This window comes from Erwinia pyri (genome assembly GCF_030758455.1).
GTDB lineage: Bacteria > Pseudomonadota > Gammaproteobacteria > Enterobacterales > Enterobacteriaceae > Erwinia > Erwinia pyri.
Window position 1 is genome coordinate 1,960,066 of record NZ_CP132353.1, and the last position, 20,612, is coordinate 1,980,677.

The window sequence follows — 20,612 nt, forward strand, 5'->3', positions numbered from 1 at the left end:
TCGGGGGAAAGCTGAGGGAACAGGGATTAAGCGCGGCAAATATAACCGGGCTGGTGAAAACCAGCCCGTTGAGCGAATCAGCGGTGAGCTAACTCCACCTCGTTTTCTGCATCGGCATTAAGCAGCGTTTTATCGGTCTGCTTCAGCCACTGGCTGGTCAGCGTACCGGCTGTCATAGAACCATTAACGTTCAGCGCCGTACGGCCCATATCAATCAGTGGCTCAATGGAGATCAGCAGCGCAACCAGCGTCACCGGCAGGCCCATAGTAGGCAGCACAATCAGCGCAGCGAAGGTCGCGCCGCCGCCCACGCCAGCTACACCGGCCGAGCTGAGGGTGACGATGCCTACCAGCGTAGCAATCCACATCGGGTCGAAAGGATTAATGCCTACGGTTGGTGCCACCATGACGGCGAGCATGGCCGGATAGAGGCCCGCACAGCCATTCTGGCCGATAGTAGCCCCGAAAGAGGCTGAGAAGCTGGCAATGGACTCCGGCACGCCAAGACGACGGGTCTGCGCTTCGACGCTTAGTGGGATAGTGGCGGCGCTGGAGCGGCTGGTAAAGGCGAAGGTGATCACCGGCCACACTTTACGGAAGAAACGCTTTGGATTGACGCCATTAACCGAGAGCAGCAGCGCATGGACGGCGAACATCATCGCCAGGCCCAGGTAAGAGGCCACCACAAAACCACCCAGCTTGATAATGTCATTGACGTTTGAGCTGGCCACCACTTTCGTCATCAGCGCCAGCACGCCATATGGCGTCAGCTTCATGATCAGGCGTACCAGCTTCATTACCCAGGCCTGCAGCACATCGATCGCTGCCAGCACGCGCTCGCCTTTCGGCTTGTCATCACGCAGCAGGTGCAGTGCGGCCACGCCCAGGAAAGCGGCAAATATTACCACGCTGATGATCGACGTTGGGTTTGCGCCCGTCAGATCGGCAAACGGATTTTTAGGCACGAAAGAGAGCAGCAGCTGCGGCGTGGAGAGGTCAGCCACTTTGCCCACATAGTTATTCTGCAACGCAGCCAGACGTGCGGTCTCCTGAACGCCCTGTACCAGACCGGAGGCGTTGAGGCCAAAGAGCCAGGTCACGAAGACGCCCACCAGCGCGGAGATGGCGGTGGTAAACAGCAGCACGCCGATGGTCAGCACGCTGATTTTACCCAGCGAAGAAGCGTTATGCAGGCGGGCGACGGCGCTCAGGATCGAGGCGAAGACCAGCGGCATCACGATCATCTGCAGCAGCTGCACGTAGCCATTACCGACGATGTTGATCCAGCTGATGGACTCTTTCAGCACCGGGCTCTCTGAGCCATAAATCGTATGCAGGGCCAGACCAAACAGGACGCCAATTACCAGCCCAAGCAGGACCTTTTTTGACAGGCTCCAGTGAGCGGCACCGCATTTAGCCAGGATAACTAACAGGGCAACAAAGGCCACCAGGTTAGCAATTAATGGAAGGTTCATTCCCAGTACTCCAGTCAGGACGACGTAATCCCTACGTCTGTAAACATCGGATAATTTTCATCGCGCACTCAGTGCGTCCAGTGGAGGAATGGTAACAGTTCAGGCTGGGGCTGCTATATATCCAAAAAGAATGGGTTATAACAAATCGCCCTGATTTGAGGGTTTAATGCGCGTTTTGAATGTTTATCAGGCGATTCATGCTGGTTTGTACAGAATTAACGACTGCAGCCGTCCAGCCAGACGCACCAAAGGGGAGCGCACCGGAAGGAAACCACAGCGCAAAGCCCACTAAAGCCAGACATAAAGCTCGCTCCAGCTGATTGCCTTTCTGGCTCCTGAGCAGCGGCAGGCGGAAACGCCAGCGGCAGGGCCAGAGCAGGGGAACGCCAGCGGGCGTCAGCATATCGGCAGCGATATGGCTCAGATAGCCGAGTACCAGCCCCTGGAACACATCTGCCGGGATCACCCACTCTTTCGGCACCTTCAGATGAAACAGCGCCACCCCGCCCGCTACTGCCAGCAGACTGTGGGTAAACCCCCGGTGACCAAACAGGCGGGCGACAGGTTGCGAGATCCAGCGAAAGCGCTGACCCAGCGTGGATTGGGGATGATCGATATCCGGTAACAGGCAGGTTAGCAGCGTGGCCGGCACAACATGCCACCAGTCGCCGCTGGCCAGTTCTGGTGTCAGCTCGGCACGTTTGGCAAAAATGGCGCTGGCGATGGCAAATATTACGTGGCCTTCGGCCGTCATAGGGATACCTGGCTGCAGAACTGTCGATGCATCCAGTATAGGGGATATATACAGTAGAGGAAATATGTGACGCTGTAACGAAAGATAAATTTTTTAACGTTTCAGTACATTTTTTACAGCAATCATCTTCTTTTGGGCACTATCGCGCAGAGACCGGGCGTTGCCCGGCCGCAACGGCATTATCCATGCAGAGCTGCAGAGGTCAGTTCTGTCAGCGATCCCAGCTTTACATTAGCCAGTGACCAGCGAGGGTCATCAGCATACTCCTTCGCGGGGATCACGATTGAGCGCATCCGCGCGGCTTTGGTGGCAATCATACCGTTAAGGGAATCTTCCAGCGTCACGCAGTTAAGCGGATCAACGCCAAGACGTGCTGCGGCATCAAGATAGACCTGCGGGTGCGGTTTGCTGTAAGGCAACGCCTCGGCGGAGGCGAGCACATCAAAATAGCTGCGCAGCTCAAACAGCTCAAGTACGCGCTCGAGCATGTGCAAAGGAGAGGCAGAGGCCAGCCCGATTTTTAATCCTTCCGCACGGCAAAGTTTCAGCGCCTGCTCCACGCCCGGCAGCAGCGGACGACGCTCCTCTACCAGCGTCATAGCGCGGGTAATGATGCGCTGGGTGACCTCCTCCTGCGAAGGGCCGTTCCAGGGCAACGTTTCATGCCACATCCGCACTACCTGATCGATGCGCAGACCCAGAGTATCCGGCAATTCGCTCCGTCGGGTAAGGTCGATATTTAACGTTGAGAACACATCCATCTCTGCCTGATCCCACAGAGGTTCAGAATCTATCAGCAGACCATCCATATCAAAAATAGCGGCAAGCACTGGGCGGGAATAAGACATATCGCGGCTCCGTTAACTAATTTGGCTTACCTTAGCATGAACGCTGAAACGACAACATCGGTGCTTAAGGGCTTCTTTGCCGCCTTTTCACACGACACGACAACTTTTTTCAGGCACATTTCCTCCCCTGAAGGTAAACTTACCTCCTTAAAACTTAGTCAGGAGAAAGCATGACTTATCAACAAGCTGGCCGGGTCGCCATCCTCAAGCGAGTCGCTGGCTGGATTATTTTTATTCCGGCGCTGATTTCCACACTGATATCACTAATGACCTTTCTGGAAAAGAGCCGTGAAAAGCGCGAGGGGATCAATGCGGTTATGCAGGATTTCTCGCATGTGATGATCGATATGATCCGCTTCAATACCCGCTTTCTGGATATGTTCTGGAATAATTCACCGCAGCCAGATTTCAACCACGGCAGCAACGTTACCTTCTGGATTATCTACATACTGATTTTCGTCGGGCTGGCTCTGCAGGCTTCAGGGGCAAGAATGTGGCGGCAGTCGCGCCATCTGCGTGAGGGAATTGAAGATCAGCTGATTCTGGAGAATGCCAAAGGGCCGGAAGGGCGCTCGCGCCAGCAGCTGGAAGAGAAAATTGTTGTGCCGCGCCACACCATCTTCCTGCAATTTTTCCCGCTCTATGTGTTACCCATTCTGATTGCGGTTGCGGGCTATTTTGTTCTTAAGCTGCTGGGCTTTATCTGGTAACAGAGCGGCCTGGCACTGCTGTCAGGCCGGACGGGCATGCAGTTCATCCGCATCGAGCAGCGCACCCACAGCCTGCTGTGCCTCACCAAGCCAGTAGCCGCCAAAGACGTTGGCCCGGTTGAGTAAATAGTAGAGTTGATAGACTGGCTGGCGCAGCAGGTAATCCTGCGGCAAAGGCCAGACGGACTCATAGCCCTCAAGGATCTCCAGAGGCAGATCCTCATACCAGCCCAGCATCGCTAAATCGCACTCTCTGTCCCCCCAGTAGCAGGCGGGATCAAACATCCACGGGCCGTTGCTGCTGCCACCACAGTTTGCCGGCCAGAGGTCGCCGTGGAGCAGAGAAGGTTGAGGATGATGGCTGCTCAGCGTTCTCTGGGCGCAATGGATAATTAATTCACTGTCGCCATACTGAATCCCTTTTTCAGCGGCCAGCTGCAGCTGCCAGCCGATACGCTGTTCGGCAAAAAAAACTGACCAGCGCTTCAGCCAGCTGTTGGGTTGCGGTGAGGTCGTGAGATTATTATCGTAGTCCAGGCCAAACTGCGCCTGTTCGCTCCACTGATGAAGCTGCGCAAGCTGCTGGCCCAGCTCCCGGGCGCTGACTTCATTTAGCGGCTGCAAAGGGATGTATTCAAGCAGCAGAAAGCTTACCTCGCGATCGCTCCCCACGCCATAAACAGCCGGTACGCGCACGGTTCTGGTCCGGGCAAGGAGCTGGAGCTGGTCCGCTTCCCAGGCAAAGAGATGCAGCATCTCCCGGCTGTTACATTTTACAAACACCTCATGGGAGCCATAGCGAATATGCCACGTAGGATGGACATCGCCGCCGGGAAGCTCAATACGCTGGTCGATTTCAGCATCGCCAAACTGCTCACTCAACAGACGACTAATGGCTGACCACATAGCGGTTTCCTCTTTTCGCTGTATGCTGCAGGAGAAACTGATAATAACGCTTAAAGAATAATCAAAACCAGCGCTTGCGCAATGCATGGCACATATTTTATACAAACTTAGCTTTTGCTGTTGCGGAGAAACTCCTCCCACGTCTCCACTTCAACCTCAGGCTTCTCACCAAGAACCATCTCCCCCAGACCTTCGGCCTGTTGCCGAATATGCTCTTTATCCAGCGCACTGGTGATGCCAAAGCTGTTAGTTCCCAGCTCATGCGGGTGTCCCTCTTTATCACTCAGAGAGGTGGTAAAACCGCCGTTGGTCAGCGCACTGTTAAGCTCCAGGATATCGGTGAGACCCTCTTCCTGATAGCGAAATGTCACCACATATTGCGTAATATCAGATGTACTCATCATTCACCTCATTGTTTAACCGTGAATTTTCAGCATAGTTCATCAGCGATAAAAGGGGGGGAGCCAGGCGCTATTGTTGCTAATGCAATTAATTATCATTATTATCCGCTCACTCTTTTTTTTTCATTACCGGAGCCTGACGTGCCACTTAAGCCAAAATTCGCCGTTCTTGCCACCTTGCTGGCCCTCTCATCTTCCGCCCTGGCGACAACTTATCCTGTCACGCTTACCGACAGCGATGGCAAGCAGATCACTTTGCAGCAGGAGCCGCAACGGGTGGTATTACAGGATGGCAGGGATATTCTGACGCTGGCTCTGCTGGATCGGGATGACCCCTTTCATCGCCTGGTAGCCTGGAACAATCTGTTGAAAAAAAGCGATGCGCCTACCTGGGCGCTGATGGAAAAGAAGTGGCCTGAAGCGAAAAAAATCCTCGATATGGGCTTCAGTGATAAAGGTGAGGTTAACCTTGAGAGCGTGGTAGCTGAACATCCGGATCTGATGATTGCGCAGCTCCGCTCAAAGCCCTCGCTGGTGCAGGGTGGTGTACTTGATAAAATGAAGCAGCTCGGTATCCCGGTGCTGTTTATTGATACCTTTGAGCACCCGGTAGAGGATACGCCGAAAAGTATCACCGCGCTGGGGGTGGCGTTGAACCGCGAACCGGAAGCCAAAGAGTACACCGATTTTTATCAACAGCATTATCAGGCTATCGTAACTAAAACGCGTGAGGTGAAGCCACAACCTCAGGTGTTTATTGAAGCTAAAGCGGGGTTGGGCGGGCTTGAATCCTGCTGCTTTACGCACGCTCATGTTGGCTGGGGAGCCATGGTTGAAGCGGTAGGGGCGAAGAACATCGGTTCAGGCCTGCTGCCAGGTGCGACGGGTGATATCTCTCTGGAGAAAGTGATCGCCATGAAGCCAGACGTTTATATCGTCTCGGGTTCGCAGTGGGCCAGTAAAACCAATGCAGCCGTCCCTTTTGGTTACAACGTCACGCAGGAGCAGGTAGATAAAGCATTCAACAACATGAAACAACGGCCAGGTTTTGCAGAAATCTCCGCTATCAAAAACGATCGCTTTTACGGCCTTTACCACAACTTCTATAACCATCCTTACAACATTGTAGGGTTGGAATACCTGGCGAAATTTATCTACCCGCAGCAGTTTACACAACTTGACCCCGCTAATACCTGGAAAGAGATTGTCACGCGTTTTACCAAGGTCCCCCTGGGTGAAGGGGTATTAGGCGCGCAGGCACCGGTAAAATAATTTTTCCTTTGGCCCAAAACAGAGAGTCAGCAACAAGGGTGGTCTTAATGGACCATCCTTTTTGTTACTCACGAACGGGACCATGAGATCGCTAGCAGAGGAATATTCATATTAAGAGATGATTTGACATTATCTGAAACATTATTTCCCCTTTTCAGAGAAGATTCTTATTTACCCTGCGCTGTAAAAATCGCAAATAACCCTTATACTGCGCGCCGTTAATGGGAATCTTCCTATTCAGAGTCTGTTCAGGCAGGTCTGCCTGGTAAAAAAAGCGATTTCATAAAATGTTACGATTCTTACCATAAAAGGCATTGATCGTCCGGCGAAACGCTTCAGACTCCTCTTTTTTAATCTGTCGTACGGGTCACAATTAATGAACGCGTTTAACAAGCTCTCTGTAGTTCTTTTGCTCTCCGGGAGCGCGCTGTGCCAGCAAGCTCTGGCGGACAATAACGTCTTTACGGTCATGGATGACCCTTCCACGGCAAAGAAGGATTTTGAAGGAAATGCCGCCGCTGGTTATCTGGCGCAGACTGGTAACACCACCAGTTCTTCATTAACCGCTAATACCAATATGACCTGGTATCAGCCGAACACTGCTTACAGCTTGTGGGGTAATGCCAGCAACACCTCCTCCAACGATGAACGCTCCTCTGAAACCTATCAGGTGGGTGGCCGTACGCGTTATAACCTGAACAGCTTTGACTATCTGTTTGGTCAGGCAAGCTGGTTGAGCGATCGCTTCAATGGTTACGATGGTCGTACCTTCTTCGCCGCCGGTTACGGTCGCCAGCTGTTGAACGGCCCGGTTCACTCACTGCGTGTGGAAGCGGGTCCTGGCGTACGTTACGATGACTACCATGACGGCGGACACGACACCACAGCGCTGGCTTATGGCGCGCTGAGCTATCAGTGGCAGCTGACCGACACCACTAAATTTATTCAGGGTGTCTCCGTGCTGGGTAGCGACGACACAACAGTCAACTCTGAAACCGGTCTGCAGGTAGCGATCAACGATCACTTCTCGCTGAAGTTAGCTTACAACGTGACCTGGAACCAGAATCCGCCAGAGTCTGCGCCGGATAAAACCGACACCAAAACCACGATTATGCTCTCTTACGCTATGTAAGCTGAGGCGGGCCGCATTCGTCGGCCCGTCCAATCTCTCCTCTGCGACATTCTCACTTCCCATTTCCTGCCCTTGTGTTTTCTCTTATTGGCGCCATCTCATAAGAAGAGCCGTAAATCTCCTTTTACTCGCACTTTGACGTACAGGTCATAGCGTGTAAGATGTTCGTCCCCCAAGAGTTTTTGCTTCTGGCGAGCTTTTGGCAAATATGTCCCAGGCGGAGTACCAAACCGACAAATGTGAGTGGGTTTCAAGTCTCTTCACCCTGCGGTACAGGAATAAACTCATTTTTGTATGTAGCCTTGCGTATGGGTTACCACTGCAATTTAAGGATGTAAAATGCCCGTTATTACTCTTCCTGATGGAAGTCAGCGCTCTTTTGATCACGCTGTAAGCGTGATGGATATCGCTCAGGACATCGGTCCTGGCCTGGCGAAAGCCTGTATTGCCGGCCGCGTAAATGGTGAGCTGGTGGATGCGGTCGATCCGATCACCGAAGATGCCAACGTCGCTATCATTACCGCTAAAGATGAAGCTGGTCTTGAGATCATTCGTCACTCCAGCGCTCACCTGCTGGGGCACGCTATCAAGCAGCTGTGGCCAGACACCAAAATGGCGATTGGTCCGGTAATTGACAACGGCTTCTACTATGACGTTGATATTGACCGTACGCTGACTCAGGAAGACATTGAGCAGCTGGAAAAGCGCATGCACCAGCTGGCTGAAACCAATTATGACGTCATCAAGAAGAAAGTAAGCTGGCAGGAAGCGCGTGATGCGTTTGCCGCGCGCGGCGAAACTTACAAGATGGCGATCCTTGATGAAAATATCAGCCATGACGACCATCCTGGCCTCTATCATCACGAAGAGTATGTGGATATGTGCCGCGGGCCGCACGTGCCTAATATGCGCTTCTGCCATCACTTTAAGCTGCAGAAAATTTCTGGTGCTTACTGGCGTGGCGACAGCAACAATAAAATGTTGCAGCGCATCTACGGCACCGCCTGGGCGGATAAAAAACAGCTGGCTGCCTATCTGCAGCGTCTGGAAGAGGCAGGCAAGCGTGACCACCGTAAAATCGGCAAGCAGCTTGACCTCTACCATATGCAGGAAGAGGCGCCAGGCATGGTGTTCTGGCACAACGATGGCTGGACTATCTTCCGCGAACTTGAAGTGTTTGTACGCAGCAAGCTGACTGAATATGACTATCAGGAAGTGAAAGGCCCGCTGATGATGGACCGCGTGCTGTGGGAGAAAACCGGTCACTGGGAAAACTACAAAGAAGCGATGTTCACAACCTCTTCGGAGAACCGTGAGTATTGCATCAAGCCCATGAACTGCCCCGGCCACGTGCAAATTTTCAATCAGGGTCTAAAATCATACCGCGACCTGCCGCTGCGTATGGCGGAGTTTGGTAGCTGCCACCGTAACGAGCCATCTGGTGCGCTGCACGGCCTGATGCGCGTTCGTGGCTTTACCCAGGATGATGCCCATATCTTCTGTACTGAAGAGCAGGTGCGCGCCGAGGTAAACAGCTGTATCCGTATGGTGTATGATATGTACAGCACGTTTGGCTTCGAAAAAATCGTGGTCAAGCTTTCCACCCGTCCGGTAAAACGTATTGGCACCGACGAGCAGTGGGATCGTGCGGAAGCCGATCTGGCGGCCGCGCTGCAAGAGAACGATATTCCGTTCGAATATCAGCCGGGCGAGGGCGCCTTCTACGGCCCGAAAATTGAATTTACGCTGCATGACTGCCTGGATCGTGCATGGCAGTGTGGCACCGTTCAGCTCGACTTCTCTCTGCCGGGCCGTCTGAGTGCCTCTTATATCGGCGAGAATAATGAGCGTCAGGTGCCGGTGATGATCCACCGTGCTATTCTGGGTTCAGTGGAGCGCTTTATCGGTATTCTTACCGAAGAGTTTGCCGGGTTCTTCCCAACCTGGCTTGCTCCAGTACAAGTTGTGGTGATGAATATCACCGATGGCCAGTCCGAATATGTTGCAGAATTGACCCGAAAATTGCAGAATGCGGGCATTCGTGTAAAAGCGGACTTGAGAAACGAGAAGATTGGCTTTAAAATCCGCGAGCACACTTTACGTCGTGTGCCCTATATGTTGGTCTGTGGTGATAAAGAGGTGGAAGCAGGCAAAGTTGCCGTTCGCACCCGCCGTGGTAAAGACCTGGGTAGCATGGACGTAAACGACGTGATCGCGAAGCTGCAGGATGAAATTCGCAGTCGCAATCTTCATCAATTGGAGGAATAAAGTATTAAAGGCGGAAAACGAGTTCAACCGGCGCGTCCTAATCGCATTAACAGAGAAATCCGCGCCACAGAAGTACGACTGACTGGCGTCGATGGCGAGCAGATTGGTATTGTCAGTCTGAATGAGGCTTTAGAAAAAGCTGAGGAAGCAGGCGTTGATTTAGTTGAAATCAGCCCTAACGCCGAGCCGCCCGTTTGCCGTATCATGGATTACGGCAAATTCCTTTACGAAAAAAGCAAATCTTCTAAAGAACAGAAGAAGAAGCAAAAAGTTATCCAGGTTAAGGAAATCAAATTCCGTCCTGGAACCGATGATGGCGACTATCAGGTAAAACTACGCAACCTGGTTCGCTTTCTCGAAGAGGGCGACAAAGCCAAAATCACGCTGCGATTCCGTGGTCGTGAGATGGCGCACCAGCAGATCGGTATGGAAGTGCTTAACCGCGTCCGTAAAGATCTGTGTGAAGACATGGATTTGGCGATTGTCGAATCCTTCCCTTCGAAGATCGAAGGTCGTCAGATGATCATGGTGCTGGCTCCGAAGAAGAAGCAGTAGGCCCTAAAGTAATCGAAGTCCGGGCTTCGGCCCGGACTTTTGTTCGCCTGTCTGGTTCATTTTATTAACAATGCGAAGTGGATGTTTTAAATGCCAAAGATTAAAACTGTACGTGGCGCGGCTAAGCGCTTCAAGAAGACTGCCTCTGGCGGCTTCAAGCGTAAACACGCAAACCTGCGTCATATTCTGACCAAAAAATCTACTAAGCGTAAACGTCACCTGCGCCCTAAAGGCATGGTTTCTAAAGGCGATCTGGGTCTGGTTATTGCTTGCCTGCCGTACGCATAAGTCTATTTTTTTCATTCAGAATATTAAACAGGAGAGCTAAATGGCTCGTGTAAAACGTGGTGTAGTTGCTCGCGCACGTCACAAAAAAATCTTAAAACAAGCTAAAGGCTATTACGGTGCACGTTCACGTGTTTACCGCGTTGCCTTCCAGGCTGTTATCAAAGCTGGTCAGTATGCTTACCGTGACCGTCGTCAGCGTAAGCGTCAGTTCCGTCAGCTGTGGATCGCGCGTATCAACGCAGCGGCACGCACTAACGGTATCTCTTACAGCCGTTTCATCAATGGCCTGAAAAAGGCGTCTATTGAGATCGACCGTAAGATTCTGGCTGACATCGCCGTATTCGACAAAGTGACCTTCACGGCACTGGTTGAAAAAGCGAAATCAGCTCTGGCGTAAGTCAGGTGAAAGAGGGAGCTTGCTCCCTCTTTTATTTTCTCTAACTAAAGCAAAAGATTGACTTTTCTGCCCATCAGCCTTTCAATAGCTCTACTTTTTTGGGCAAGGCGAAAGAGAAGGTATCACAAGCATGAGTTCGGCAATTTTCCGTTTCTTTTTTTACTTTAGCACCTGAACATCGGGGGCTTGTGCGCAAAGAAAAGAAACGAAAAATCGCGCTTAAAGCCTCCCCAGTGGAGGCTTTTTTGTTTCTGGCGTAGCTGATATCGGACGAACTCTCGTCCTCATATAAAAACAGACCGGCCACGGCGGCTGGAAGAAGAGGAAAGCATGTCACATCTCGCAGAACTGGTGGCGAACGCGAAAGCGGCCATTGCTGATGCCCACGATGTTGCCGCGTTAGACACGGTACGCGTTGAATATCTCGGGAAAAAAGGACATCTGACACTGCAGATGACGACGCTGCGCGAGCTGCCAGCGGAAGATCGTCCGGCAGCAGGTGCGGTGATTAACGAAGCGAAACAGCAGGTTCAGGAAGCGCTGAACGCCCGCAAAGAGTCGCTGGAATCCGCTGCACTGAATGCCCGCCTGGCAGAAGAGACCATTGATGTCTCGCTGCCTGGCCGCCGCATTGAGAACGGCGGCCTGCATCCCGTTACTCGGACGATTGACCGTATCGAGACCTTCTTTGGCGAACTGGGTTTTGCGGTAGCAACCGGCCCGGAAATTGAAGATGATTACCATAACTTTGATGCACTGAACATTCCGGGACATCACCCCGCGCGTGCCGACCACGACACCTTCTGGTTCGATGCTACCCGCTTGCTGCGCACCCAGACTTCTGGCGTGCAGATCCGCACCATGAAGAATCAGCAGCCGCCCATTCGCATCATCGCGCCAGGCCGCGTTTACCGTAATGACTACGATCAGACCCACACGCCAATGTTCCACCAGATGGAAGGGCTGATCGTCGATAAAAATATCAGCTTCACCAATCTGAAAGGTACGCTGCACGACTTCCTGAATAACTTCTTCGAGGAAGATCTGCAGGTCCGTTTCCGTCCTTCCTATTTCCCGTTCACCGAGCCTTCTGCGGAAGTGGATGTAATGGGCAAAAATGGCAAGTGGCTGGAAGTGCTGGGCTGCGGCATGGTTCACCCTAATGTTCTGCGTAACGTCGGTATCGATCCGGAAGTCTACTCAGGCTTCGCCTTTGGCATGGGAATGGAGCGACTGACCATGCTGCGCTATGGCGTGACCGATTTACGCGCCTTCTTCGAAAATGATTTACGTTTCCTCAAACAGTTTAAATAAGGGCGGGTCTTCCTATGAAATTCAGCGAACTCTGGTTACGTGAGTGGGTTAACCCGGCTATTGATAGTGCAGCGTTGTCAGAACAAATCACCATGGCGGGCCTGGAAGTTGACGGTGTTGAGCCGGTAGCCGGTGCTTTTCACGGTGTGGTAGTGGGTGAAGTGGTGGAGTGCGGCCAGCATCCCAATGCCGATAAACTGCGCGTGACTAAGATCAACGTGGGCGGCGATCGCCTGCTCGATATCGTCTGTGGCGCGCCGAACTGCCGTCAGGGATTAAAAGTGGCTGTGGCCACCGTGGGCGCGGTTCTGCCGGGTGATTTCAAAATCAAAGCCGCCAAGCTGCGCGGCGAGCCGTCAGAAGGGATGCTTTGCTCATTCTCCGAGCTGGGCATTTCCGACGATCATGATGGCATTATCGAACTGCCTCTGGAGGCTTCACCAGGCACCGATATCCGTGAATACCTGAAGCTTGATGACAACACCATTGAGATCAGCGTCACGCCTAACCGCGCAGACTGCCAGGGCATCATCGGTGTTGCCCGTGACGTGGCCGTGCTGAACAAGCTGGCGTTAAACGAGCCAGAGATTGCGCCGGTAGCCGCTACTATTCAGGATACTTTCCCGATCCGGGTTGATGCCAAAGAAGCCTGCCCGCGTTACCTTGGCCGCGTGGTTAAAGGCATTAACGTTAAGGCAGCCACGCCGCTCTGGATGAAAGAGAAGCTGCGTCGCTGCGGCATTCGCTCTATCGATCCGGTTGTCGACATCACTAACTTCGTGCTGCTTGAGCTGGGCCAGCCTATGCATGCGTTCGATCTTGACCGTATTGATGGCGGCATCGTGGTGCGCATGGCGGAAGAGGGGGAAACCCTGAAGCTGCTGGATGGCACCGAAGCTAAACTGAATGCCGATACTTTAGTGATAGCCGATCACCAGAAAGCGCTGGCCATGGGCGGCATCTTTGGTGGCGAACACTCTGGCGTAAACGAAGAAACCGCCAATGTGCTGTTCGAATGTGCTTTCTTCAGCCCGCTCTCGATTACCGGACGTGCGCGTCGTCACGGCCTGCATACCGATGCTTCCCATCGTTATGAGCGTGGCGTGGATCCGCAGCTGCAGTTCAAGGCTATTGAACGGGCGACCCGTCTGCTGCTGGATATCTGCGGCGGCGAAGCGGGCCCGGTGATTGATGTCACCAGCGAAGCCGATCTGCCTAAGCGTGCCACTATTACCCTGCGTCGCGAGAAACTGGATCGGCTGATTGGTCATGTGATTGCCGATAACGACGTCAGCGACATTCTGCGTCGTCTGGGTTGCGAAGTAACTGAAGGCGCGGGCTTCTGGCAGGCTGTTGCGCCGGGCTGGCGTTTCGATATGGAAATCGAAGAAGATCTGGTGGAAGAAGTGGCCCGCATCTATGGCTACAACAACATTCCGGATGTGCCTGTCCAGGCTGGCCTGGTAATGACCAGACACCGCGAAGCCAATCTGTCGCTGAAGCGTGTCAAAGCGCTGCTGGTAGACAAAGGTTATCAGGAAGCGATTACTTACAGCTTCGTGGATCCTAAAATCCAGGCCCTGCTGCACCCGGGCGAAGAGAACCTTGTACTGCCAAGCCCGATCTCTGTAGAGATGTCTGCAATGCGTCTGTCGCTCTGGACCGGCCTGCTCTCTGCCGTGGTCTATAACCAAAATCGTCAGCAGAGCCGCGTGCGTCTTTTCGAAAGCGGATTGCGCTTTGTCCCTGATACACAGGCAAACCTGGGTATCCGTCAGGACGTTATGCTGGCAGGTGTTATCAGTGGAACCCGTTATGAAGAACATTGGGATCTGGCGCGTCAGGCAGTTGACTTCTATGATTTAAAAGGCGATTTGGAGTCCGTCCTCGACCTGACCGGTAAATTGTCTGATATTCAGTTCCGCGCTGAGGCTAATCCGGCTCTGCACCCGGGGCAGAGTGCGGCAATTTATTTACAGGATGAGCGCATCGGTTTTCTGGGGGTGGTTCATCCGGAACTTGAGCGGAAACTGGATCTTAACGGCCGTACCGTGGTGTTTGAACTGGAGTGGGATAAGGTGTCAGACCGCGTCCTGCCTGATGCGAGCGGGATTTCTCGTTTCCCGGCAAACCGCCGTGATATCGCTGTTGTGGTGGCCGAAAACGTGCCTGCAGCAGATATCATCGCAGAGTGTAAGAAAGTTGGCGTAAATCAGGTAGTTGGCGTAAACTTGTTTGACGTGTACCGCGGTAAGGGCGTAAATGAAGGTTTTAAGAGCCTCGCTATCAGCCTGATTTTGCAAGATACCGGCCGGACACTCGAAGAAGATGAGATTGCTGCTACCGTTGCAAAATGCGTAGAGGCACTGAAAGAGCGATTCCAAGCATCCTTGAGGGATTGAACCTATGGCGCTTACAAAAGCTGAAATGTCTGAATACCTGTTTGAGAAGCTCGGGCTGAGCAAACGGGATGCCAAAGAGCTCGTAGAGCTGTTTTTCGAGGAGGTACGTCGTGCCCTGGAAAACGGTGAACAGGTTAAACTGTCAGGATTTGGCAATTTCGACCTTCGCGACAAAAACCAACGTCCGGGACGTAACCCCAAGACTGGTGAAGATATTCCCATCACGGCGCGTCGTGTGGTGACTTTCCGGCCCGGACAGAAGCTGAAAAGCCGGGTTGAAAACGCAACACCGAAAGAAGAGTGATTTCTGCCAGTAAAAAAGGCCGCTTATGCGGCCTTTTTCATATGAAGTGAACCATGAATTTGCTCACTGAACATATATACCGTGCCCGACGCCACCAGCGGCGCTGGCTCGTTGCGCTGGCGCTTTTCGCTTTGCTGATGCTTATCCTGAGCCTCTGCGCGGGAGATCGCTGGCTGATGCCTGCAGCGTGGTTTACGCCTGAAGGTTCCCTCTATGTCTGGCAGTTGCGCCTGCCCAGAACTGTGGCGGTATTGCTGGTGGGAGCCTCCCTGGCCGTGGCGGGCGCGGTAATGCAGGCATTATTTGAGAATCCGCTCGCTGAACCGGGCCTGTTGGGCGTCTCCAATGGGGCGGGGGTCGGGCTGGTGCTCACCATTTTTGCTGGCGCGGGCGGGCTGTGGCAAAGCAGTCTGAGCGCGATTATTGGGGCGCTGGCGGTGACGCTGATCCTGCTGCGCTTTGCCCGGCATCATCTCTCTAACAGCCGTTTGCTGCTGGCTGGGGTAGCGCTGGGGATTATCTGTAGCGCGGTGATGACCTGGGCTGTTTATTTCAGTTCAAACCTGGATTTACGACAGCTGATGTACTGGATGCTGGGCGGGTTCAGCGGCGTCGACTGGCGCTATCGCTGGCTGATGGTGGCGCTGGTGCCGGTACTTGGCTGGCTCTGCTCACTCTGGCGTGTGCTGAATCTGATTGCACTGGGGGAAGTTTCCGCAAGGCAGCTGGGGTTATCCCTGTTGTTGTGGCGAAATGTGCTGGTGCTGGGCATTGGCTGGCTGACCGGCGTCAGCGTGGCTTTAGCGGGCGCCATCGGTTTTATCGGGCTGGTCATCCCGCATATCCTGCGCCTTAACGGCATCAGCGATCATCAAAGCCTGTTGCCCGCCTGTGCGCTGGCGGGAGGCGCAGTGTTGCTGGCAGCCGATGTGGTTGCCAGGATAGCGATCTCTTCGGCAGAATTACCCATTGGTGTCGTTACCGCCACGATAGGCGCGCCGGTTTTTATCTGGCTGCTGGTACGCAACCAACCATAACAGGCGCAATGTATTTCTCACTCTACTAAACAGGAAAACAGCAATGAGCATTTTTGATACTCAACTTGAAACGCTGGAAGGTGAGCAGACTTCTCTGGCCGCATGGCAGGGGAAAGTGTTGTTAGTGGTGAATGTGGCATCAAAATGTGGCCTGACGCCACAGTATGAGCAGCTGGAAGCGTTACAGAATGAGTGGAAGGACCAGGGCTTTTCCGTACTGGGTTTCCCCTGCAACGCTTTTCTGGGCCAGGAGCCGGGCAGTGCTGAGGAGATCAAAACGTTTTGCAGCACCACCTACGGCGTAACCTTCCCGATGTTCAGTAAAATTGAGGTAAACGGCCCGGAGCGTCATCCGCTCTACGCCCAGCTGGTGGCTGCGCAGTCAGAAGCGACCGTTCCGGAGAACAGTGGCTTCCTTGAGCGAATGAGCAGCAAAGGCCGTGCGCCCAAAGAGAAGGGTGACATCCTGTGGAATTTCGAAAAATTCCTGATTGGCCGTGATGGCGCAGTGCTGCAGCGTTTCTCCCCCGATATGGAACCGAACGATCCTGTGCTCCTTGCCGCGCTGAAAGAGGCGCTGGCAAAATAGATGTTACTGCAGTGTGAGGGCGTTGCCGTGAGGCAGCGCCTTGCGCCTTTCAGCGCCGAAGTTGCGGCTGGTGCGCTGATTCATATAGTGGGACCGAATGGCGCGGGGAAAAGTACGTTACTGACCACGCTTGCCGGTTTGTTAGCCGCTGAAGGAACAATTAGTCTGGCAGGGAAACCGTTACGCGAATGGCAGGCTGCGGCTCTGGCCCGCGCCCGTGCCTGGCTGCCGCAGCAGCAAGCGCCGGTCGGGCAGATGCCAGTGTGGCACTATCTTTCCCTGCACCACGCGGGCGAGACAGATGAAACCACGCTGGAGACGTTATGTACCGTTTTTCAGTTAGCCGGTAAACTGGCCAGGCCGGTGAATCAGCTTTCCGGCGGAGAGTGGCAGCGTGTTCGTCTGGCCGCGGTGTTCTGTCAGATAGCCCAGCCAGAGGGGCGGATATTACTGCTCGACGAGCCTCTTACTGGCCTGGATCTGGCGCAGCAGGCTGCGTTTGATCGTTACCTAGCGGCCTGTGTAGCGCAGGGCCTGACGGTAATTATGAGTGGTCACGATATTAACCACAGCCTTCACCATGCCCGGACAGTCTGGTTAATGAAAGAGGGAGCGCTGGTTCAACAGGGGGAGGCGAAGAGCGTATTGCAACCCGAGACTCTGAGTAAACTTTTCGGCGTGCCTTTTCATAAATTGCATGCAGAAAATCACGAAATTCTTACCACATTCCTCTAAAATGCCCGTCACAGGCCCGGTACCAGACTTACAGAATCAAAGGGATTTCTTATGCGCTACTGTTTTGTGCTGATCATTATTCTGTTGGCGGGATGTAGCAGCCATGCACCGCCACCCAACGGACGGCTTTCTGATTCCATTACGGTAATCGCTCAACTAAACGAGCAGCTCAGCCAGTGGCGGGGTACGCCTTATCGCTATGGCGGCATGGGGCGGGGCGGCGTGGATTGCTCTGGCTTTGTTTATCTCACTTTCCGCGATCGTTTTGATCTGCAGCTTCCCCGTACCACCGCGGCGCAAACGGATATTGGCACGCGCATAGATAAAGATGAACTGTTACCCGGCGATCTGGTCTTTTTCAAAACCGGCAGAGGAGAGAATGGTCTTCACGTCGGCATTTACGACACTGACGATCAGTTTATTCATGCCTCGACCAGTCAGGGGGTGATCCGCTCTTCGTTAAATAATCAGTACTGGAAAAAAGCTTTCTGGCAGGCGAGACGGATTTGATTCAATTATATTTAGTTTGCTAAGTATTCAGCTGGTGTGCAATTCCCGATCGTTTGATTTAGGGACTGATAATTAATAATCATCAGCAATTTTTGTGTTAATTAAAAAAATTGTCCTTAAATCTCTTTTCAGGTCAGCTTTACGTCAAATTTTAGTAAAGCGCTATTGAAGTTAATGACGGGCTAATGATTTTTGCTAAATAAATGCGTAAACTGATTAGCATCTTTCATCTCAATTGTGTGATAGTTTATCCCTTTACTACCGGCCTCATTCCGTCACTCGCAATCATACTGCATTATCACTTTATCATGGCACTGCTCAGGCCATTATCAGGTGGGACGGGGTGAGCGAATTGCTACTTCATCATGGCTGAATAAAAATGAAAATCCATCTGGAAGCGGATTATAAGAGCTACACAGCGTTCTACCCGGTTTACCGTCTGGACGGACACCTGATAGCCGTCGAGCTGCTTACGCATTTTTCCCATACCACAGCCAATGTTGCCATGCCGCAGGAGATGCTGCTGCCGCAAATGGATAAAGAGCAGCGTGTTCTTTTACTGCAGAGCCAAATTAAAAGCATTGAGAAGCATCATGACTTCTTTCGCCAGCAGGGCGTCAGGGTTACGCTAAAAATTGATGAGGTTATCTCAAAAGCTATTCTGGAAAGTGACTTTCTTACGCGTAAATTAGAGGCGCTGGAGTGGCTGGAACTGGAAATTAATGAAAGCTTTCCCAATTTTAAATTGGGTAAAGATCATCCGGAGCTGGTGGCGTTAAGCGAGAGGTTTTCCTTAAGCCTGGAAAACTACGGATCCGGTAAGGCACCTTCCAAAGCTGTCTATGACGATCTCTTTTACCGCATCAAACTCGACAAAGGGTTTATCAAGCACAATATAAATAAGCTCTCGTTTAAACCCTTTATGAGTACCGTGCTGGATCATATTAAACCCCATTGTCAGCAGGTCATCGTGCAGGGAGTGGATGATTTATCCGGCCTTGAAAAGATCAGCCATTATCAGTTTGATGGTATTCAAAGCGCACTGTTTTCGCCGGTGGGGGAAGAGGCCCTTTCATCATTAACTCAGCCGCCTGAAGCGTTGCAGGGCCAACTCTGTCCCCAATAAAAACCCTGTAATCAGTCGGTGTTAACCTCCGGTCCACAGGTCTACACTAAGTGATATAGCGGCTAACCCTTAGCCGTGACGGTACTTTGCAGGGGGACTTCATGCAGTTTAACAATACCTGGCATCATGAGCTGGCGGGATTTTACACCGCTCTTCAGCCAACTCCGCTAAAAAATCCGCGGTTGTTGTACCACAGTGCCTCCCTCGCTGGTGATTTGGGTCTGGATGAAAGCTGGTTCACCCCAGAGAAAACGCCACTCTGGAGCGGGGAAACCCTGTTGCCCGGCATGGAACCGCTGGCTCAGGTCTATAGTGGACACCAGTTTGGCGTCTGGGCGGGACAGTTGGGAGACGGGCGGGGGATCCTGCTTGGGGAGCAATTGTTACCTGACGGGCGCAAAATGGACTGGCATCTCAAAGGGGCTGGACTGACGCCCTATTCACGAATGGGCGATGGTCGCGCCGTTCTGCGATCCTCGTTGCGTGAGTTTCTGGCTTCTGAAGCGATGCATCATCTGGGTATTCCCACCTCGCGTGCGTTGACCGTTGTTACCAGCGATGAGCCCGTTTACCGGGAAAGCACTGAGCGCGGCGCGATGCTGCTGCGCGTGGCGGAGAGCCATCTGCGCTTTGGTCATTTTGAACATTTCTTTTATGCCGGCGAGCAGGAAAAAGTGCGTCAGCTGGCCGATTACGCCATCCGGCATCACTGGTCACAGTGGCAGGATGAACCGGAACGCTACCTGTTGTGGTTCAGTGACGTTGTGCGGCGAACCGCAAGGTTGATTGCGCACTGGCAAAGCGTAGGGTTTGCTCATGGCGTAATGAATACCGATAACATGTCAATTCTTGGCCTGACGCTGGATTACGGTCCCTACGGTTTTCTGGATGATTATAAACCGGACTTTATCTGCAACCATTCCGATTATCAGGGGCGCTACAGTTTTGAGAACCAACCCATGGTGGGACTGTGGAATCTCAACCGTCTCGCTCATTCTCTTTCCGGTCTGATGACCACGGAGCAGCTTAAGCAGGCGCTGGCAGAATATGAGCCTGAGCTGATGCGCTGCTGGGGCGAGCAGATGCGGGCGAAGCTGGGACTGATCACGCAGGGCAAGCATGACAACGATATTCTGACTGGCCTGCTCTCCCTGATGACCAAAGAGGGCAGCGACTACAGCTGGACCTTCCGTCAGCTTTCGCACACTGAACAGCAGCAATCCACCTCACCGTTGCGTGATGAATTTATCGACCGTGAAGCTTTTGACAGCTGGTATAACATCTGGCGTCAGCGGCTGATGGAGGAGGGGCGGAGCGATAGCGAGCGTCAGCAGCAGATGAAACAGGCCAATCCGGCCGTTGTGTTGCGCAACTATCTTGCCCAGCAGGCGATCGAGCAGGCGGAGAAAGATGACATCAGCGTGCTGACCAGACTGCATCAGGCGCTGAGTCAGCCGTTTGAAGAGGCGCCAGAATTCGCTGATTTAATGCGTCGCCCGCCAGACTGGGGCAAAAAGATAGAGGTGAGCTGTTCAAGCTGACCTGACCTGGGGAAGGGGTCATCACTGGCTGACCCCTTAATAACGGAA

22 protein-coding genes and 1 other annotated feature are annotated in these 20,612 nt (G+C 52.9%); of the genes, 17 read left to right on the forward strand and 5 right to left on the reverse strand.

The annotated features are described in order from the left end of the window. Positions 1-77: 77 nt before the first annotated feature. From Q3V30_RS09090 to hxpB, 3 genes are all read right to left on the reverse strand, one after another. Entirely contained in the window at positions 78-1,475 is a 1,398-nt protein-coding gene (locus Q3V30_RS09090) for an L-cystine transporter (RefSeq protein WP_306212503.1), read from the reverse strand. 163 nt (positions 1,476-1,638) lie between these two features. Then, entirely contained in the window at positions 1,639-2,229 is a 591-nt protein-coding gene (locus tag Q3V30_RS09095) for a metal-dependent hydrolase (protein WP_306212506.1), read from the reverse strand. Positions 2,230-2,408: 179 nt separating this feature from the next. Beyond that, positions 2,409-3,077 carry a hexitol phosphatase HxpB gene (hxpB, locus tag Q3V30_RS09100; RefSeq protein ID WP_306212508.1) on the reverse strand — a complete coding sequence of 223 codons (669 nt, stop codon included), beginning with the start codon at positions 3,075-3,077 and terminating at the stop codon, positions 2,409-2,411. Positions 3,078-3,247: 170 nt separating this feature from the next. Here hxpB and Q3V30_RS09105 point away from each other — a divergent pair, with 170 nt between their 5' ends. Next, positions 3,248-3,787 carry a YniB family protein gene (locus tag Q3V30_RS09105; RefSeq protein WP_306212510.1) on the forward strand — a complete coding sequence of 180 codons (540 nt, stop codon included), beginning with the start codon at positions 3,248-3,250 and terminating at the stop codon, positions 3,785-3,787. Between the two features lie 21 nt (positions 3,788-3,808). Here the strand turns inward: Q3V30_RS09105 and Q3V30_RS09110 are convergent, their stop codons facing one another. Further along, positions 3,809-4,693 carry a fructosamine kinase family protein gene (locus Q3V30_RS09110; protein WP_306212512.1) on the reverse strand — a complete coding sequence of 295 codons (885 nt, stop codon included), beginning with the start codon at positions 4,691-4,693 and terminating at the stop codon, positions 3,809-3,811. Between the two features lie 107 nt (positions 4,694-4,800). Then, the gene (gene ghoS, locus Q3V30_RS09115) at positions 4,801-5,094 is read right to left on the reverse strand and encodes a type V toxin-antitoxin system endoribonuclease antitoxin GhoS (RefSeq protein WP_306213148.1); all 294 of its coding nucleotides are present in this window, start codon (positions 5,092-5,094) and stop codon (positions 4,801-4,803) included. 141 nt (positions 5,095-5,235) lie between these two features. On the opposite strand from ghoS, the gene Q3V30_RS09120 reads away from it, so the two are divergent. The 16 genes from Q3V30_RS09120 (at position 5,236) to Q3V30_RS09195 (ending at position 20,564) form a co-directional block, all read left to right on the forward strand. Continuing rightward, on the forward strand, positions 5,236-6,366 hold the full coding sequence (locus Q3V30_RS09120; RefSeq protein ID WP_306212515.1) for an ABC transporter substrate-binding protein: 1,131 nt from the start codon (positions 5,236-5,238) through the stop codon (positions 6,364-6,366). A gap of 376 nt (positions 6,367-6,742) precedes the next feature. After that, a complete protein-coding gene (locus Q3V30_RS09125) occupies positions 6,743-7,498 on the forward strand; it encodes a DUF481 domain-containing protein (RefSeq protein ID WP_306212517.1) in 756 nt (251 codons plus the stop codon). Positions 7,499-7,837: 339 nt separating this feature from the next. Further along, the gene (gene thrS / locus Q3V30_RS09130) at positions 7,838-9,766 is read left to right on the forward strand and encodes a threonine--tRNA ligase (protein ID WP_306212519.1); all 1,929 of its coding nucleotides are present in this window, start codon (positions 7,838-7,840) and stop codon (positions 9,764-9,766) included. A gap of 3 nt (positions 9,767-9,769) precedes the next feature. Further along, positions 9,770-10,321 carry a translation initiation factor IF-3 gene (gene infC / locus Q3V30_RS09135; RefSeq protein WP_152322585.1) on the forward strand — a complete coding sequence of 184 codons (552 nt, stop codon included), beginning with the start codon at positions 9,770-9,772 and terminating at the stop codon, positions 10,319-10,321. Between the two features lie 90 nt (positions 10,322-10,411). Next, on the forward strand, positions 10,412-10,609 hold the full coding sequence (gene rpmI, locus Q3V30_RS09140) for a 50S ribosomal protein L35 (RefSeq protein ID WP_004157374.1): 198 nt from the start codon (positions 10,412-10,414) through the stop codon (positions 10,607-10,609). Between the two features lie 40 nt (positions 10,610-10,649). Then, positions 10,650-11,006, forward strand: coding sequence for a 50S ribosomal protein L20 (gene rplT, locus Q3V30_RS09145; RefSeq protein ID WP_034895128.1), 357 nt, complete (start codon positions 10,650-10,652; stop codon positions 11,004-11,006). Positions 11,007-11,131: 125 nt separating this feature from the next. Further along, positions 11,132-11,256: a sequence feature (Phe leader region), on the forward strand. Then, positions 11,137-11,181 carry a pheST operon leader peptide PheM gene (pheM, locus tag Q3V30_RS09150; RefSeq protein WP_306213151.1) on the forward strand — a complete coding sequence of 15 codons (45 nt, stop codon included), beginning with the start codon at positions 11,137-11,139 and terminating at the stop codon, positions 11,179-11,181. Its footprint overlaps the feature before it by 45 nt. Before the next feature lie 80 nt (positions 11,257-11,336). Next, positions 11,337-12,320 (forward strand): phenylalanine--tRNA ligase subunit alpha, encoded by a 984-nt coding sequence (gene pheS / locus Q3V30_RS09155; protein WP_306212589.1) that lies wholly within the window; start codon positions 11,337-11,339, stop codon positions 12,318-12,320. 14 nt (positions 12,321-12,334) lie between these two features. Beyond that, positions 12,335-14,722: a phenylalanine--tRNA ligase subunit beta gene (pheT, locus tag Q3V30_RS09160; RefSeq protein ID WP_306212591.1), complete on the forward strand. Its 2,388-nt coding sequence runs from the start codon at positions 12,335-12,337 to the stop codon at positions 14,720-14,722. Positions 14,723-14,726: 4 nt separating this feature from the next. After that, entirely contained in the window at positions 14,727-15,026 is a 300-nt protein-coding gene (gene ihfA, locus Q3V30_RS09165; protein WP_056234587.1) for an integration host factor subunit alpha, read from the forward strand. A 53-nt stretch (positions 15,027-15,079) separates the two neighbouring features. Continuing rightward, complete coding sequence (gene btuC / locus Q3V30_RS09170) at positions 15,080-16,063, forward strand: vitamin B12 ABC transporter permease BtuC (protein ID WP_306212594.1); 984 nt, start codon at positions 15,080-15,082, stop codon at positions 16,061-16,063. Positions 16,064-16,106: 43 nt separating this feature from the next. Then, complete coding sequence (locus Q3V30_RS09175; protein ID WP_306212596.1) at positions 16,107-16,652, forward strand: glutathione peroxidase; 546 nt, start codon at positions 16,107-16,109, stop codon at positions 16,650-16,652. Next, positions 16,653-17,387, forward strand: a complete 735-nt coding sequence (btuD, locus tag Q3V30_RS09180; protein WP_306212598.1) for a vitamin B12 ABC transporter ATP-binding protein BtuD — start codon at positions 16,653-16,655, stop codon at positions 17,385-17,387. Positions 17,388-17,438: 51 nt separating this feature from the next. Next, positions 17,439-17,897, forward strand: a complete 459-nt coding sequence (locus tag Q3V30_RS09185) for an NlpC/P60 family protein (RefSeq protein ID WP_306212600.1) — start codon at positions 17,439-17,441, stop codon at positions 17,895-17,897. A gap of 379 nt (positions 17,898-18,276) precedes the next feature. Further along, a complete protein-coding gene (locus Q3V30_RS09190; RefSeq protein WP_306212602.1) occupies positions 18,277-19,023 on the forward strand; it encodes an EAL domain-containing protein in 747 nt (248 codons plus the stop codon). Between the two features lie 101 nt (positions 19,024-19,124). Next, complete coding sequence (locus Q3V30_RS09195; protein WP_306212604.1) at positions 19,125-20,564, forward strand: protein adenylyltransferase SelO; 1,440 nt, start codon at positions 19,125-19,127, stop codon at positions 20,562-20,564. Positions 20,565-20,612: the final 48 nt, after the last annotated feature.

Bases quoted from the DNA above. Each gene is read 5' to 3' on its own strand.
- Q3V30_RS09110 (WP_306212512.1), bottom strand. From the start codon at position 4,693: ATGTGGTCAGCCATTAGTCGTCTGTTGAGTGAGCAGTTTGGCGATGCT.
- Q3V30_RS09195 (WP_306212604.1), top strand. From the start codon at position 19,125: ATGCAGTTTAACAATACCTGGCATCATGAGCTGGCGGGATTTTACACC.
- Q3V30_RS09185 (WP_306212600.1), top strand. From the start codon at position 17,439: ATGCGCTACTGTTTTGTGCTGATCATTATTCTGTTGGCGGGATGTAGC.
- Q3V30_RS09125 (WP_306212517.1), top strand. From the start codon at position 6,743: ATGAACGCGTTTAACAAGCTCTCTGTAGTTCTTTTGCTCTCCGGGAGC.
- Q3V30_RS09190 (WP_306212602.1), top strand. From the start codon at position 18,277: ATGAAAATCCATCTGGAAGCGGATTATAAGAGCTACACAGCGTTCTAC.
- ihfA (WP_056234587.1), top strand. From the start codon at position 14,727: ATGGCGCTTACAAAAGCTGAAATGTCTGAATACCTGTTTGAGAAGCTC.
- Q3V30_RS09105 (WP_306212510.1), top strand. From the start codon at position 3,248: ATGACTTATCAACAAGCTGGCCGGGTCGCCATCCTCAAGCGAGTCGCT.
- hxpB (WP_306212508.1), bottom strand. From the start codon at position 3,077: ATGTCTTATTCCCGCCCAGTGCTTGCCGCTATTTTTGATATGGATGGT.
- Q3V30_RS09095 (WP_306212506.1), bottom strand. From the start codon at position 2,229: ATGACGGCCGAAGGCCACGTAATATTTGCCATCGCCAGCGCCATTTTT.
- pheS (WP_306212589.1), top strand. From the start codon at position 11,337: ATGTCACATCTCGCAGAACTGGTGGCGAACGCGAAAGCGGCCATTGCT.
- Q3V30_RS09175 (WP_306212596.1), top strand. From the start codon at position 16,107: ATGAGCATTTTTGATACTCAACTTGAAACGCTGGAAGGTGAGCAGACT.
- rpmI (WP_004157374.1), top strand. From the start codon at position 10,412: ATGCCAAAGATTAAAACTGTACGTGGCGCGGCTAAGCGCTTCAAGAAG.
- pheT (WP_306212591.1), top strand. From the start codon at position 12,335: ATGAAATTCAGCGAACTCTGGTTACGTGAGTGGGTTAACCCGGCTATT.
- thrS (WP_306212519.1), top strand. From the start codon at position 7,838: ATGCCCGTTATTACTCTTCCTGATGGAAGTCAGCGCTCTTTTGATCAC.
- btuD (WP_306212598.1), top strand. From the start codon at position 16,653: ATGTTACTGCAGTGTGAGGGCGTTGCCGTGAGGCAGCGCCTTGCGCCT.
- Q3V30_RS09090 (WP_306212503.1), bottom strand. From the start codon at position 1,475: ATGAACCTTCCATTAATTGCTAACCTGGTGGCCTTTGTTGCCCTGTTA.
- rplT (WP_034895128.1), top strand. From the start codon at position 10,650: ATGGCTCGTGTAAAACGTGGTGTAGTTGCTCGCGCACGTCACAAAAAA.
- ghoS (WP_306213148.1), bottom strand. From the start codon at position 5,094: ATGAGTACATCTGATATTACGCAATATGTGGTGACATTTCGCTATCAG.
- btuC (WP_306212594.1), top strand. From the start codon at position 15,080: ATGAATTTGCTCACTGAACATATATACCGTGCCCGACGCCACCAGCGG.